Genomic DNA, 16,022 nt, shown 5'->3' with positions numbered 1-16,022 from the left:
AATGCCGCACATTTTGATCGTCGAAGACGAAACAATCATCCGCTCCGCCTTGCGCCGCCTGCTGGAACGCAACCAGTACCAGGTCAGCGAAGCCGGTTCCGTGCAGGAAGCACAAGAACGCTTCAGTATTCCAACCTTTGACCTGATCGTCAGCGACCTGCGCCTGCCCGGCGCACCCGGCACCGAGCTGATCAAGCTCGGCCAGGGCACGCCCGTACTGATCATGACCAGCTACGCCAGCCTGCGCTCGGCGGTCGATTCCATGAAAATGGGCGCGGTCGACTACATCGCCAAGCCATTCGACCACGACGAAATGCTCCAGGCCGTGGCCCGGATCCTGCGTGATCGACAGACGGCGAGCAGCCAGCCAGCGGAAGCGACGAACGGTAAGGCCGCGGCGTCCGGTAAGGTGGGCGCAAGCAACAGCAACGGCGAAATCGGCATCATCGGCTCTTGCCCTCCGATGCAGGACCTTTACGGCAAGATCCGTAAAGTGGCGCCGACCGACTCCAATGTGCTGATCCAGGGCGAGTCCGGCACCGGCAAGGAACTGGTGGCCAGGGCGCTGCACAACCTGTCCCGCCGGGCGAAGGCCCCGATGATCTCGGTGAACTGCGCAGCCATCCCGGAAAGCCTGATCGAGTCCGAATTGTTCGGCCACGAAAAAGGCGCATTCACGGGCGCCAGCGCCGGGCGCGCCGGCCTTGTTGAAGCAGCGGACGGCGGCACGTTGTTTCTCGATGAAATTGGCGAACTTCCTCTGGAAGCCCAGGCGCGGTTGCTGCGCGTGCTCCAGGAAGGCGAAATCCGCCGGGTGGGCTCCGTGCAATCGCAGAAAGTCGATGTGCGCCTGATCGCGGCGACCCACCGGGACCTCAAGAGCCTGGCGAAGATCGGCCAGTTCCGTGAGGACTTGTATTACCGCCTGCACGTGATCGCGCTCAAGCTGCCGCCGCTGCGCGAGCGTGGCGCGGACGTCAATGAAATCGCCAATGCCTTCCTGGCCCGCCAGAGTGCGCGTGTCAACCGCACCGACCTCAAGTTTGCCCCGGACGCCGAGCAGGCCATTCGTCACTACGCCTGGCCGGGTAACGTACGCGAACTGGAGAATGCCGTGGAGCGCGCGGTGATCCTGTGCGAGAGCCCGGAAATTTCCGCCGACCTGCTGGGCATCGATATCGAGGTGGGCGACCTGGACGATGAGGAGTTCATCGGGCTCGCACCGCAGCAAAACGGCGCGAACAACACCAGCCACGAGCCCACCGAGGACCTGTCGCTGGAAGACTACTTCCAGCACTTCGTCCTCGAGCACCAGGACCACATGACCGAGACGGAGCTGGCGCGCAAGCTGGGCGTGAGCCGCAAATGCCTGTGGGAACGCCGGCAGCGCCTGGGTATTCCACGGCGCAAGACCGGGGCCACCAGCGAAAGCTGAGGTGCCCAGGTAACATCGCTGGATGTGAAAAAACTGTTACCTCAGCTTTTTCACGTAACAAAAGCCGGGGTTTACGGTAACGAAATCCCGGCTTTTTTTGCCCCGAGCAAACCGGAATAAGCATAGAACCCCCGTCTTTCCTGGGCCTTGCAAAAGTTGGCACGCACCCTGCTATAGCTTTGGTACAAGAACAACAACAAGCAATGCACAAGACAATAAAAATAAGACGAATCGACTCACGCACAATAAAAACAAGACGGCGAGAGGCGCAGCTAACTGATTCTTTTGGAGAGGCGTTGTATTTGGGGCTTGCCCCACAACCAGGCCGAGAACAATAAAAACTGTCTCAAGACAGGTGCCTGAACTGGTTGGATCGATTGATCACTGCAACACAGCGACCAAAGCAATCCGTTTGCTCTTGGCTCCCGATTGGGAGGGTCACGAAGGGAAGACCTCGTGATATGGGCGCTCAACAAAAACAAGAAGCCCGAAACCAATAATAAAAAAAGAGCACGCAACTAATTCTGGGGGAGCTTCGGCTCCCCTTGTGGTTTCTGTCGTTCAGCCTTCCCGCATCCTACAAGCTTGTCGCTCAACGCTTGCAACACAAAACGCCTGCGTCCTACACGATCCCTCGACTAAATGCTAGAATCCCCGCCCATCATGCGGTCATTCTTGGTTTTTGGCCGAATATTCCTTCAAACAGTGCATCCCATGCTGAAGAAGCTGTTCCAGTCATTCCGTTCTCCCTTGCGTCGTACGCAACACATACGCAGCACGCCTGAAGTGCTCAATAGCGGCCAGCATTCGTTGCAAAAGGCCCAATTCAGCCGTTACGCGGTGAACATCGTCGAACGCCTGCAGAACGCCGGCTACCAGGCCTACCTGGTCGGCGGGTGCGTGCGTGACATGCTGTTGAACATCACCCCCAAGGATTTCGACGTCGCCACCAGCGCCACGCCAGAGCAGATACGGGCCGAGTTCCGTAACGCACGGATCATCGGGCGTCGCTTCAAGCTGGTGCATATCCACTTTGGCCGCGAAATCATTGAAGTGGCGACTTTTCGCGCCAACCATCCGCAGAATGACGAAGACGAAGACAGCAACCATTCTTCTCGCAACGAAAGCGGACGCATCCTGCGCGATAACGTCTACGGCACGCTGGAAGAAGACGCGCAACGCCGCGACTTCACCATCAACGCCTTGTATTACGATCCGGTCAGCGAACGCATCCTCGATTACGCCAACGGCGTACACGACATCCGCAATCGGCTCATCCGCCTGATCGGCGATCCCAGGCAGCGGTACCAGGAAGACCCGGTGCGAATGCTGCGGGCCGTGCGTTTCGCCGCCAAACTGGATTTCGGTATCGAGAAACACAGCGCCGCGCCTATCCGCGACCTGGCCCCCATGCTCAGGGAAATTCCTTCGGCTCGCCTGTTCGAAGAAGTGCTCAAGCTGTTCCTTTCAGGCAACGCCGCAGACACCTTCGAGATGCTCGTCGACCTGCAATTGTTCGACCCGCTGTTCCCAGCCAGTGCCGAGGCGCTGGAATACAACCCGACCTACACCCACACACTGATCAGCGAAGCGCTGATCAACACCGACCTGCGCATCAAGCAGAACAAACCGGTAACTCCGGCGTTCCTGTTCGCCGCTTTGCTCTGGCCGGCCCTCCCCGCCCGCGTCTTGCGCTTGCAAGAGCGCGGCATGCCGCCGATCCCGGCGATGCAGGAAGCCGCCCACGAGCTGATTGCCGAACAGTGCCAGCGCATCGCCATTCCAAAACGTTTTACGATGCCGATTCGCGAAATCTGGGACATGCAGGAACGCCTCCCCCGCCGCAGCGGCAAACGCGCCGACCTGCTGCTGGACAACCCGCGTTTCCGCGCCGGCTACGACTTCCTGCTACTGCGCGAAAGCGCGGGCGAGCAGACCGATGGCCTGGGCGAATGGTGGACCGATTACCAGGACGCCAACGACAGCGAACGCCGCGACATGATCCGTGACCTCAGCGGCAAGGACGACGGCACCGGCGGCCCGCGCAAGCGCCGACGTAGCAGCGGTGCCAAGCGCAAGCGCGCGGGTGTACCGAGCGCCTCGGGCGAGTAAGCGATGGAACGCATCTACATCGGCATGGGCAGCAACCTGGCCGAACCCGCAGGACAACTGCGCAGCGCCGTCGAAGCGCTGGCGCGACTGTCCGAGACCCGATTGGCAGGCGTCTCGGCGTTTTATCAAAGCGACTCGCTGCTTCCTGGCCAGCCACGCTACACCAACGCCGTGGCGGCGCTGGAGAGCAGCCTCGCACCGCTGGATCTGCTCGATGCGCTGCAAGCCATCGAAACCGATCAAGGGCGTGAACGCCTGGAGCGCTGGGGCCCGCGGACGCTGGACCTGGATATCCTGCTGTTCGGCGATCGCCTGATCGACGAACCCCGTCTCAAGGTTCCTCATTACCATATGCAGGCCCGGGCCTTCGTGCTCTATCCCTTGGCAGAGCTGGCGCCCGCCGACCTGCGCCTCGCTGACGGACGCCGTCTCAAGGACCTGCTTGCGGCGTGCCCATTCGTCGGCCTGGAACGCTTGCCCCTTATCTGACGAAGACATCCCCTGTAGGAGCGAGCTTACTCGCGATGCCGGTGGATCAGTTGCCCCACCTGTAACTGACACAGCGCTATCGCGAGCAAGCTCGCTCCCACAGGATCCGGGACCCGGCAGTCAGATTCGAAACACGCCCCTGCGCTGAAACGCATCAGTAACCCCGGTAACACCCGGCGGTAACACATCCAATTGACTTCCCCGGTACTCCTCACGACTATAGGCGTCCCGTCGCCGCCAACGCGGCGCTAATGGGTGCAATCCAGGCCTTACAAGCACCGCGCATAGAAGGTGCGCCTGTATTGGAGCGCCTAATGAGGACTTTTTCATGCCAGCTATTACCCTGACCACGCTGCAAGGTCTCAAGCAGAAAGGTGAGAAGATCACCATGCTGACCTGCTATGACGCCACCTTCGCCAATGCCTGCAACGAGGCCGGAGTTGAAGTGTTGCTGGTGGGCGACTCCCTCGGCATGGTGCTGCAAGGTCATGACAGCACCTTGCCGGTGACAACCGCCGACATGGCCTACCATGTGGCCGCCGTCAAACGCGGTAACACCGATGCGCTGATCCTCGCCGACCTGCCCTTCATGGCCTATGCCACCCTCGAGCAAACCATGACCAACAGCGCCCTGCTGATGCAGGCCGGCGCGCACATGGTCAAGATCGAAGGCGCGTTGTGGCTGGCCGATTCGATCCGCTTGCTGGCCGAGCGTGGTGTCCCGGTATGCGCACACCTGGGCCTCACCCCCCAGGCGGTGAATATCCTGGGGGGTTACAAGGTCCAGGGTCGCAGTGAAAACCAGGCGCGGCAGATGCGTGCCGATGCAATCGCGCTGGAACAGGCCGGGGCCGCCATGCTGTTGCTCGAATGCGTGCCCAGCGAACTGGCCCAGGAAATCACCCAGGCAGTGAGCATCCCGGTGATCGGCATCGGCGCCGGCAACGCCACCGACGGCCAGGTGCTGGTGCTCCACGACATGCTCGGGCTGTCGATCACCGGTCGCGTGCCGAAATTCGTGAAAAACTTCATGGCTGGGCAACCCTCTATCCAGGCAGCCCTGCAGGCCTATGTCGCTGAAGTGAAGGCTGCGTCCTTTCCCGGCGCTGAGCACGGATTCTCCGCATGAACACCGTCAAGACCGTACGCGAACTCCGCGCCGCAGTGGCCCGCGCCCGCGGCGAGGGCAAGCGCATCGCTTTCGTGCCGACCATGGGCAACCTGCACAGCGGCCACATGGCCCTGGTGACCAAAGCCTCGCAACGAGCCGATTTCGTCGTGGCAAGTATTTTCGTCAACCCGCTGCAATTTGGCGCTGGCGAGGATCTGGACAAATATCCCCGCACCCTCGCCGCTGACCAGGAAAAACTGCTTCAGGCCGGTTGTCATCTGCTGTTCGCACCCGGTGTCGAGGAAATGTATCCCGATGGCATGGCCGGGCAGACCCGGGTCAGCGTCCCGCAGTTGTCCGAAGGATTGTGCGGAGCCAGCCGTCCGGGGCATTTCGAGGGTGTGGCGACCGTGGTGAGCAAACTGTTCAATATGGTCCAGCCGGACCTGGCAGTGTTCGGCCAGAAAGATTTCCAGCAATTGGCGGTGATCCGCGCATTGGTCCATGACCTGAACATGCCGATCCAGATTATCGGTGAGCCAACCGTCCGCGCCGAGGACGGCCTGGCGCTGTCGTCGCGCAACGGCTTCCTCAGCCCCGAGCAGCGCGCCGTCGCGCCCGTGGTCTATCGCGTCCTGAGCCAGATCGCTCAAGCTATCCAGCAGGGGCAACGGGATTATCCGGCGTTGATCGATGAACAGCTCAAGCAACTCGAAGCCGCGGGCCTGCGCCCCGACTACCTGGAAATCCGTCACGCCAAAACCTTGCGTCCGGCCGTGAGCGAGGACCGCGACCTGGTGATCCTGGCCGCTGCTTTCCTGGGCACCACACGGTTGATCGACAACCTGCACCTGGATCTCGACGCGCCCGCCTGAACACCTCAGTCCGAACGTGGAAGCGAGCCTGCTCGCGATAACGGTAGATCAGTTGATATCGACTTTGACTGGCACACCGCTATCTCTAGCAGGCTCGCTCCCACAGGGGGATGTGGTATTCAACAGACTGCATTTGCAAATTCCAGCCGTATTGCCGCTCCCAAAGCCTTCGGGCAAACTGCCCGCCGTTTGGACCCGACCTGAGGAAACACCCATGCACGCCATCATGCTCAAGGCCAAGTTGCACCGCGCCGAAGTCACTCACGCCGTGCTCGATTACGAAGGCTCCTGCGCCATTGACGGTGAATGGCTGGACCTGTCGGGCATCCGTGAATACGAACAGATCCAGATCTACAACGTCGATAACGGCGAGCGCTTCACCACCTACGCGATTCGTGGCGAAGAAGGCTCGCGGATGATTTCAGTCAACGGCGCCGCCGCGCACAAGGCCAAGGTGGGCGATCGCGTCATCATCTGCGCCTACGCCCACTACAGCGAAGCCGAGCTGCTCAACTTCAAGCCTCGCATGCTCTACATGGCGCCGGGCAACGAACTGAGCCATACCAGCAACGCCATTCCGGTTCAGGTCGCCTGACCGAAACCCCCCGCATCACCATACTTGTGTGGGAGCGAGCTCGCTTCCACAGTGGTTCATCAGGATCCACCGCGTTCCGTCTGTCGGCCCCTTCCATCCCCCGCTGTATAAAAAAGTACCGGGAAACTGTCAGACAAAGTCAAGACAGATCGCAACGCGAGGTTTACTGTAGTCGCCCTGCGCCTGGTGATCGTGTCGGTGCAGTTATCCGGAAGCCCGCTTCGAGCCGCGCCGGAATTTTTCGTGTACAAAAGGTCGTTCAAGTAAAAAGGAAACCCGCAGCGATGGCGTATTACCGAACTCCTCAAGACGTGACCGCTCTGCCCGCCTGGCAAGCGCTGAATGACCACCGCAAAGCCATGCAGGATTTCAGCATGCGCGAAGCGTTCAATGCCGATCCGCAGCGTTTCAACCAATTCACCTTGTCGAGCTGCGGCCTGTTTCTCGACTATTCGAAGAACCTGATCAACGCCCAGACCCGCGACCTGCTGGTGGGCCTGGCGAACGAAGTCGACCTCCAGGGCGCGATCAAGGCGCTGTTCGAAGGAGAAATCGTCAACGCCTCGGAAAACCGCCCCGCCCTGCACACCGCCTTGCGTCGCCCGGTCGGCGACAAGTTGCTGGTCAATGGCGTCAACGTGATGCCAGACGTGCATAAAGTGCTGAACCAGATCACCGACCTGGTGGGCCGCATTCACGACGGCCTGTGGCGCGGTTACACCGAGAAGCCGATCACCGACGTGGTGAACATCGGTATCGGTGGCTCCTTCCTCGGCCCACAGCTGGTATCCGAAGCGTTGTTGTCCTATACGCATAAGGGCGTTCGCTGCCATTACCTGGCGAACATCGACGGCAGCGAGTTCCACGAGCTGACGATGAAACTGCGCGCCGAGACCACGTTGTTCATTGTCTCGTCGAAATCCTTCAACACCCTCGAAACCCTGAAAAACGCCCAAGCTGCACGTGCTTGGTACCTGGCCCAAGGCGGTTCGGAAGCGGAGCTGTATCGCCACTTCATCGCGGTGTCGAGCAACAACGCCGCCGCCGTGGCCTTCGGCATCCGCGAAGAAAACATCTTTCCGATGTGGGATTGGGTCGGCGGGCGTTACTCGCTGTGGTCAGCCATCGGCCTGCCGATCGCCCTGGCCATCGGCATGTCGAACTTCAAGGAATTGCTGTCCGGCGCCTATTCCATGGACCAGCATTTCCAGAGTGCGCCGTTCGAACAGAACATGCCGGTGCTGTTGGCATTGCTGGGCGTGTGGTACGGCAACTTCTGGGGTGCGCAGAGCCACGCGATCCTGCCGTACGACCACTACCTGCGCAACATCACCAAGCATTTGCAACAGCTGGACATGGAGTCCAACGGCAAGAGCGTCCGCCAGGACGGCACGCCGGTGTCCACCGACACTGGCCCGGTGATCTGGGGCGGCGTCGGCGCCAACGGCCAGCACGCTTACCATCAGTTGCTGCACCAGGGCACCCAATTCATCCCGGCCGACTTCATCGTGCCGATCGTCAGCTTCAACCCGGTTTCCGACCATCACCAGTGGCTGTACGCCAACTGCTTGTCCCAGAGCCAGGCGCTGATGCTCGGCAAGACCCGCGCCGAAGCCGAGGCCGAGCTACGTGAGAAAGGCGTCAGCGAAGCAGACGTACAGAAACTGGCCGCCCACAAGGTGATCCCGGGCAACCGTCCGAGCAACACCCTGGTGGTGGAACGCATCAGCCCGCGCCGTCTCGGTGCACTGGTCGCGCTGTATGAACACAAGGTCTTCGTACAAAGCGTGGTCTGGGGCATCAACGCCTTCGACCAGTGGGGCGTGGAGTTGGGCAAGGAACTGGGCAAAGGCGTCTACAACCGTCTGGTGGGCAGCGAGGAAAGCGCGGCCGAAGACGCCTCGACCCAAGGCCTGATCAATTATTTCCGCGGGCGTCATCGCGGCTGATCCCAGGTTTTGCATTGCCTTTGTGGGAGCGAGCCTGCTCGCGATAGCGGTCGATCAGTTCACACCTAAGTTGACTGACACACCGCATTCGCGAGCAGGCTCGCTCCCACAGTTGCTTATGGGTGACTTGAACCCTACGGCCACTGGGCGCATCTTTATATCTTGTCGCAAAACAAGAATAAGGAACCGTCATGTTCGATATCAGCCAGTACCCCCAAGCCGATGCCGTCCGCCGGGCTGCGCAACTGAGTCAAGACGAGTACAAGCGGCTCTACAAGGAATCCATCGAACACCCCAGCGCCTTCTGGGCCGAGCAGGCCACGCGCTTTCTCGACTGGATGACGCCGTGGCAGACCGTCCAGCGCTACGACCTCAGGAGTGGCGAAGCCAGTTGGTTCACCGGCGCCAAGCTGAACGTCAGCGCCAACTGCATTGACCGTCACCTGGAAGCCCGAGGCGATCAGACAGCGATCATCTGGGAAGGCGACAACCCTGCCGAATCGGCACAAATTACCTACAGCAAACTTCATCACCATGTTTGCCGACTGGCCAATGTGTTGAAAAGCCGTGGGGTGAAGAAAGGCGACCGGGTATGTATCTACATGCCGATGATCCCGGAGGCGGCGTACGCCATGCTCGCCTGCACCCGCATCGGTGCGGTGCATTCGGTGGTGTTCGGTGGATTCTCGCCGGATTCACTGCGCGACCGGATCCTCGACGCCGACTGCCGCACCGTCATCACCGCCGACGAAGGCGTACGCGGTGGGCGCTTCATACCCCTCAAGCGTAATGTCGACAAGGCGCTGCAAAGCTGCCCGAACGTCAGCACCGTGCTGGTGGTCGAGCGCACCCAGGGCGAGGTGGATTGGGTCGAAGGCCGTGATCTCTGGTATCACCAGGCCACTCATGAAGTGAGCGACGATTGCCCGCCCGAGCCGATGGACGCTGAAGACCCTCTGTTCATCCTCTATACGTCCGGCAGCACCGGCAAGCCCAAGGGCGTGCTGCACACCACCGGCGGCTATCTGCTGCAAGCCGCGATGACTTTCAAGTACGTGCTGGACTACCGCGACAACGAAGTGTTCTGGTGCACCGCCGACGTCGGCTGGGTCACCGGCCACAGCTATATTGTCTACGGCCCGCTGGCCAACGGCGCCACCACGCTGATCTTCGAAGGCGTGCCGAGCTACCCGAGCAGTTCGCGGTTCTGGCAGGTAATCGACAAACACCAGGTCAATATCTTCTACACCGCGCCGACCGCCCTGCGCGCCCTGATGCGCGAAGGTGCCGCCCCCTTGCAGGACACGTCTCGCAAGAGCCTGCGTTTGCTCGGCAGCGTCGGTGAGCCAATCAACCCCGAGGCGTGGGAATGGTACTTCAACGTCGTCGGCGAGCAGCGCTGCCCGATTGTCGATACCTGGTGGCAGACCGAAACCGGCGGCATCATGCTCAGCCCCTTGGTGAGCGCGCCAAGGCTCAAGCCGGGCTGCGCCACTCGGCCGATGTTCGGCGTGCAGCCGGTGCTGCTGGATGAGACCGGCAAGGAGATCAGCGGGCCGGGCAGTGGCGTGCTGGCGATCAAATCCAGCTGGCCGGCACAGATTCGTAGCGTCTACGGTGACCATCAACGCATGGTCGATACGTACTTCAAACCCTACCCCGGCTATTACTTCACCGGCGACGGCGCCCGCCGCGACGAAGACGGCGACTACTGGATCACCGGACGTATCGACGACGTCATCAACGTCTCGGGCCACCGCATCGGCACCGCCGAAGTGGAAAGCGCGCTGGTGTTGCACGACAACATCGCCGAGGCGGCCGTCGTTGGTTATCCCCACGACCTCAAGGGCCAGGGCATCTATGCGTTTGTCACGCCAATGGACGGCGTCGAGGCCAACGACGCGTTGAAGCAAGAGCTCCTGGCCCATGTCAGCAAGGAAATCGGCAGTTTCGCCAAGCCGGAGCTGATCCAGTGGGCGCCGGCGCTGCCAAAGACCCGGTCAGGCAAGATCATGCGCAGGATCCTGCGCAAGATCGCCTGCAACGAGCTCGACAGCCTGGGTGACACCTCGACCCTGGCCGACCCGAGCGTGGTGGAGGGTTTGATCGACAAACGCCTGAACCGCTGAGGCAACATAAACCCCGTGACGAGGGAGCTTGCTCCCGCTCGGCTGCGCAGCAGACGCAATCGCTATCGCCCCTTTGAAAAAAGGGGGCGCTTCGCACCCCAGCGGGAGCAAGCTCCCTCGCCACAAATCGCTGCCTGACGCAAATCTGCAGACAATACCCGAGTATCCATAACTGCTAAACTCCCGCGCCTCATTTCTCTAAGGCGCGCCCGGCATGTCTTCCTTGAATCTGGCGCTGCGCGCCGCCCTCGACCAGCGCCAGGCCCTGCTCGACCAACTGCACCAGCAAGGCACCGATTGCTATCGCCTGTTCCACGGCAGCCAGGAAGGCGCGCCGGGCCTCACCGTCGACCGCTATGGCCCGCAACTGCTGGTGCAGAGTTTCCATCAGTCGCTGGAACTGGAACCCTTGCTGCAGCTGCACGGCATCGTCAATGAACACCTGCACCTCGACACCCTGCTGGTCTATAACGACCGCTCCCGGGGCAATTCGCGTATCGACCGTCAGGACAGCGTCTACCAGGCCGATGAGGCCGCCCTGCAAGACCTCGTCGGGCATGAGTGGGGTTTGAACTACCGCGTCCGCGGCCGCCATGCCGGGCAGGATCCGTTGTTGTTTCTCGACTTGCGCAACGCCCGCGGCTGGGTCAAGGCGCACAGCCGGAACAAAAGCGTGCTGAACCTGTTTGCCTACACCTGTGGTGTAGGGCTCAGCGCGGCGGCCGGCGGGGCGCGGGAGGTCTGCAACCTGGATTTTGCCGAAGGCAATCTGGCGGTGGGCCGCGAGAATGGCCTGCTCAATCCCGAGCTGCCGACGATGGAATTCGTACAATCGGATTATTTTCCAGCAATCCGCCAGCTGGCCGGCCTGCCCGTCAGCCAACGGCGCGGACAGAAACTTCCAAGTTACGTGCGCCTGGAACAGCGCCAGTACGATCTGGTGCTCCTCGACCCACCCGCGTGGGCCAAGAGCGCATTCGGCACCGTCGATTTATTGCGCGACTACCAGAGCCTGCTCAAGCCGGCACTGCTCGCTACCGCCGACGATGGGGTGCTGATCTGCTGCAACAACCTGGCGAAAGTGCCCATGGAGGACTGGCGTGAACAAGTCCTGCGTTGTGCGCAAAAGGCTGGTCGCCCGGTCCGCGAGTGGAGCGTGCTGGCGCCCGGCGACGATTTCCCGTCGCGGGACCAGCAGCCACCGCTCAAAACGCTGATTCTTCAATTCTGAGCACGCCTCAGCGATCCCACCAAAAAAACGGACAAATCTCATAAAACACAGTGGCTTCGGAACCGTAAACGCATGCCATACTCCAAGGCACTCCGATTCATACCAGACGAAGCCACACATGCCCAAAGGATTGATTCGCGCTTTCGGCGCCCTGTTGACCGCACTGGCCCTCTACAGCTTGATGGGTTTCCTGATCTTGCCGGGCATCGCCGTGCGCATCGTCAATCAGCAACTGGCTGCCCACGCCACGGTGCCGGCCCAGATCCAGCGTATCGAACTCAATCCCTTCAGCCTTGAATTGACCTTGTGGGGCCTGATCGTCGGCGAGCCGGGCAAGGAGCAGGTCGGCTTCGAACGCCTCTACGCCAACCTGCATGTCGACAGCCTGTGGACGGGCGCCCTGCACCTGGCGGACATCGAACTGGACAAGCCCAAGACCGAAGTGTTGTTCGCCAAGGACGGCCAATTGAACCTGCTGGGCCTGTTCAAACTGCCACCCAGCGAGCCGACCCCGGCCGATCCGGATGCCAAGCCGTTTCCCCTGCGGGTGGATCGGGTCAGGCTTGCCAGCGGCTACGTGCATTTCCAGGACCTGCGCCCCAGCGAGCCCATCGAGTTTTTGTACGACGCCCTCGATTTCGAGCTGAAAAACCTCAGCACCCTGCCCGACGACAGCGCAGACATGACATTGGTGGCCGCGGGCCCCGAGGGTGGGCAGATCGACTGGACGGGCAATTTCAGCCTCGCGCCAATTGCCTCCGAGGGCACACTGAAAATTACCGATGGACAGATGAAAGCCTGGTGGCCCTACGTGCGTGACGCGGTGCCCCTGGTGTTGGAAAACGGCGTGCTGAACCTCAGCACCGACTACAAGCTCAACCTCGCCCAGGGCACGCAATTGCTGCTCAGCAACGCAGCGGTCAGCGTCGCGCCGTTCGCCATGAAGGCGCCTGACGGCCGTCCATTGGCACGGCTGGAGCGCCTGGACGTAAGCGAAACCTCCGTGGACCTGGCGAAGCAGCAGGTCATCGTCGGCAAGATCCGCAGTCAAAAGCTGGAAACCTGGGCCGCTCGGGAAGCGGACGGACAATTGGACTGGCAGAAGCTATTCGCCAGCCAGCCAGCCAAACCGCAGGTCAAGGCCGAACCCGCCTCGGCCCCGGCAGCCGCCGACTCGCCCAAGCCTGAGCCGACAGCACCCAGCAAACCGTGGCAAGTGCTGCTCAAAGACGTGCAGTTGCGCGATTACCAGGTGCACCTGGCCGACCGTCAGGCACAGCCGCCCGTAGCCTTGGAGGTTGGCCCACTGAACCTCGACCTGCAAAACTACGACACCCTCAACGGCTCGCCCTTCAACCTGAAGCTGGATACCGGGCTGGGCAAGCAGGGCAAGTTACTCGCCGACGGCGTGGTCAACCTCAACCCGGTCACCGCGAAGCTCAACGTCAAGACCCAGGACATCGACCTGCGAGTCGCCCAGGCCTACATCAACCCGTTCATTCGCCTGGAGCTACGCTCCGGGATGCTCGGCAGCGACCTGGTGGTGGATCTCAAGAGCACCGAGCCGTTGGCATTTGCCGTCACCGGCCGCGCCCAGGTCGACCAGTTGCACACCCTCGATACGCTCAAGACCCGCGACTTCCTCAAATGGCAACGCCTTGAACTCCAGGGCCTCAACTACCAGCATGGCGACAGCCTGTCGATCGCCAAGGTCAATCTGCTCCAACCCTACGCGCGGTTCATGATCAATGACGATCGCACCACCAACGTCGACGACCTGTTGATCCCGCAACCCGCCGACGGCACGGCCAAGGACAGCGGGGCCAAACCGGCATCGAAGGAAAAGCCGCTGGGCATTCACGTCGGAGCCATTGCGATCAATGACGGTTCGGCCAATTTTGCCGACTTCAGCCTGACGCCGAACTTCGCCACGGCCATCCAGCAGCTCAACGGAGAGATCGGCACCATCGACAGCCGCCAGGCCAAGCCCGCCACCGTGGACGTAAAAGGCAAGGTCGACCGCTACGCACCGGTGACCATAAAGGGCGCGGTCAACCCCTTCGACCCGATGGCCAGTCTCGATATCGCCACCAGTTTCAAGCGGGTCGAATTGACGACCCTGACGCCTTACTCCGGCAAGTTCGCCGGCTATCGCATCCGCAAGGGCCGGCTCAACCTCGACCTGCATTACCGGATCACCAAGGGCCAGCTCCAGGCCGACAACAAAGTCGTGGTCGAGCAATTGCAATTGGGCGAAAAGGTCGACAGCCCGGACGCCGTGAGCCTGCCGCTGAAGCTGGCCGTCGCCCTGCTCAAGGACTCCGAAGGCAGGATCTCCATTGAACTGCCTGTCTCCGGCAACCTCAACGACCCGCAGTTCAGCGTGATGCCAATTGTCTGGCAAACCCTGCGCAACCTGGTGGTCCGCGCTGCCCAGGCACCGTTCAAGCTCATCGGCGGGCTGGTGGCCGGCGGCGGTTCGGAAGACTTGGGCAGCGTGGCGTTCGCCCCCGGCTCAAGCGACCTGAGCCAGGACAACGAAAGCGTGTTGTTGAAGTTGTCCGAGGCGTTGGGCAAACGTCCGGAACTGCGCCTGGAGATCGAGGGTACCGCCGCCCAGAGCAGTGACGGCCCGCTGCTCGCCGCCCAGCGCCTGGAACGCGAATATCAGTACAACTACTACAAGATACTGCAGCGCCGAGGCGATAAAGTCCCGGCCAAGGCTTCCCTGTTGCAAGTACCGGAAGACGAAAAAGCCCCGCTGCTGGAAGGTATCTACCGCACCCGCCTGAAGACCCAGCCACCGGCTGAATGGACGCAACTGGACAAACAGGCCCGCATCGACAAGCTCCGTGAAGGCGTCATCAAGTTCTGGAGCGGTAGTGATGTACTGTTGCGCGAACTGGGCCAGGAGCGGGCCAGCAGCATCAAGGATTTCCTCGTGGACAAGGGCAAGCTGGCCGATGACCGCGTGTACTTCATTGACGCCAGCCTGGGCCAGGCCGAAAAGGACGGCACCGTCATTACGCCAATGCATCTGGATGCAGAATGAAATGAAGTATTGGTACGGATTCAGCCTGAGTCTGCTGCTATTGGCAGCGGGCCAGGCCACAGCCGCCAATACGTTGCGCTGTGGCAGCCATTTGATCAGCATCGGTGATCGTACGAGCGAGGTGCTGCAAAAATGTGGACAGCCTGCAGCGCGTGATGATCTTGGCTACAAACGCAGCGTCAACCGCCGGGAGGAGTATCCGGTGGAGGAATGGACTTACGGACCCCGTAGCGGGATGTACCAGTACTTGCGCTTCGAGAGGAATCGGCTGGTGGAGATTACCAGCAAGCGTGGGCGGTGATTGGTTGGGCTATTCCAGGGTATCTGCAGCGACAGTGCCGACGCCTTCGCGAGCAGGCTCGCTCCCGCATTTGATTGCATTTCTACCTGAAGAAACTCGGTCCGCCGTGGGAGCGAGCTTGCTCGCGATGGGGGCAACTCGGTCTCCCTGACTGGCTCACATTTCCTCTCCCAGAATAGAACAGGCCCCCGGCACGAATGCCGGGGGCCTGTAATGGCCACGTCCATGTGGCCTTTCGCATGAACTCCAAAGCATCGGCAAGCGTAAAACACAGCCCGCTTGCCACGCCTTCTCCCGTCCAGGCGAGAAGCCTTGCCTTACTCGGATTTCAGGCCATCGGCCGACACATCACGTACGCCTTTGATTTTCTTGGCGATCGCGACGGCGGTGTCTTTCTGGGCATCGCTCAACACAGCGGTCGAAGACAGGGACACGACGCCCTTGTTGGTTTCAACCTTGATGTCGGAGCCTGGAATGCCTTTCTCGGTCACCAGGTCGGCCTTGACCTTGGTGGTGATCCAGGTATCGGAAACGTCTTCCTTAGCCTCTGTCACTTCGCCCGCAGCCAGCATCATCGGGGCCTGAGTTGCTTGGGTGGTCTCGGCGAAAGCGCTAGCCATGGTCAGGGTCAGTGCAGTGGCAGCAGCGGCAGTGATAGCGAACTTCTTCATACGAGTAACTCCTGTTTTTCTCAGAAACTGCCGAAATTGCATCGCGGCAGGTTGTCAGGAGTAGTGCGAAGG

General features: G+C 61.1%; 12 protein-coding genes. 11 read left to right on the top strand and 1 reads right to left on the bottom strand.

Features of this window, described 5'->3' with window-relative positions:
• The first annotated feature begins 1 nt into the window (after position 1).
• The 11 genes from DOCECA_RS00675 to DOCECA_RS00625 all read left to right on the top strand — a co-directional run bounded on the left by DOCECA_RS00675 (position 2) and on the right by DOCECA_RS00625 (position 15,279).
• Positions 2–1,435, top strand: a complete 1,434-nt coding sequence (locus tag DOCECA_RS00675) for a sigma-54-dependent transcriptional regulator (RefSeq protein ID WP_420767606.1) — start codon at positions 2–4, stop codon at positions 1,433–1,435.
• A gap of 714 nt (positions 1,436–2,149) precedes the next feature.
• Positions 2,150–3,547: a polynucleotide adenylyltransferase PcnB gene (locus DOCECA_RS00670; RefSeq protein ID WP_445571306.1), complete on the top strand. Its 1,398-nt coding sequence runs from the start codon at positions 2,150–2,152 to the stop codon at positions 3,545–3,547.
• Positions 3,548–3,550: 3 nt separating this feature from the next.
• Positions 3,551–4,036 carry a 2-amino-4-hydroxy-6-hydroxymethyldihydropteridine diphosphokinase gene (gene folK, locus DOCECA_RS00665; protein WP_434609519.1) on the top strand — a complete coding sequence of 162 codons (486 nt, stop codon included), beginning with the start codon at positions 3,551–3,553 and terminating at the stop codon, positions 4,034–4,036.
• Positions 4,037–4,364: 328 nt separating this feature from the next.
• Positions 4,365–5,165: a 3-methyl-2-oxobutanoate hydroxymethyltransferase gene (panB, locus tag DOCECA_RS00660; protein WP_434562268.1), complete on the top strand. Its 801-nt coding sequence runs from the start codon at positions 4,365–4,367 to the stop codon at positions 5,163–5,165.
• Positions 5,162–6,022: a pantoate--beta-alanine ligase gene (panC, locus tag DOCECA_RS00655; protein WP_434562266.1), complete on the top strand. Its 861-nt coding sequence runs from the start codon at positions 5,162–5,164 to the stop codon at positions 6,020–6,022. The genes panB and panC overlap by 4 nt, the downstream gene beginning before the upstream one ends.
• Positions 6,023–6,236: 214 nt before the next feature.
• On the top strand, positions 6,237–6,617 hold the full coding sequence (gene panD, locus DOCECA_RS00650) for an aspartate 1-decarboxylase (RefSeq protein ID WP_003228271.1): 381 nt from the start codon (positions 6,237–6,239) through the stop codon (positions 6,615–6,617).
• Positions 6,618–6,901: 284 nt separating this feature from the next.
• A complete protein-coding gene (gene pgi, locus DOCECA_RS00645) occupies positions 6,902–8,566 on the top strand; it encodes a glucose-6-phosphate isomerase (protein ID WP_420767612.1) in 1,665 nt (554 codons plus the stop codon).
• A 191-nt stretch (positions 8,567–8,757) separates the two neighbouring features.
• Entirely contained in the window at positions 8,758–10,695 is a 1,938-nt protein-coding gene (acs, locus tag DOCECA_RS00640; RefSeq protein WP_434609514.1) for an acetate--CoA ligase, read from the top strand.
• A 214-nt stretch (positions 10,696–10,909) separates the two neighbouring features.
• Entirely contained in the window at positions 10,910–11,926 is a 1,017-nt protein-coding gene (locus DOCECA_RS00635; protein WP_434649997.1) for a class I SAM-dependent rRNA methyltransferase, read from the top strand.
• Between the two features lie 118 nt (positions 11,927–12,044).
• Positions 12,045–14,978 (top strand): DUF748 domain-containing protein, encoded by a 2,934-nt coding sequence (locus DOCECA_RS00630; protein ID WP_445571305.1) that lies wholly within the window; start codon positions 12,045–12,047, stop codon positions 14,976–14,978.
• 1 nt (position 14,979) lies between these two features.
• Positions 14,980–15,279, top strand: a complete 300-nt coding sequence (locus DOCECA_RS00625) for a DUF2845 domain-containing protein (RefSeq protein ID WP_420767616.1) — start codon at positions 14,980–14,982, stop codon at positions 15,277–15,279.
• 317 nt (positions 15,280–15,596) lie between these two features.
• Here the strand turns inward: DOCECA_RS00625 and DOCECA_RS00620 are convergent, their stop codons facing one another.
• Positions 15,597–15,950, bottom strand: coding sequence for a BON domain-containing protein (locus DOCECA_RS00620; RefSeq protein ID WP_420767617.1), 354 nt, complete (start codon positions 15,948–15,950; stop codon positions 15,597–15,599).
• Positions 15,951–16,022 lie beyond the last annotated feature (72 nt).

Source organism: Pseudomonas sp. E102, from assembly GCF_052660185.1.
Note: the sequence above shows the minus strand (reverse complement) of the source record. Positions and strands in the feature narration are given on the sequence as shown.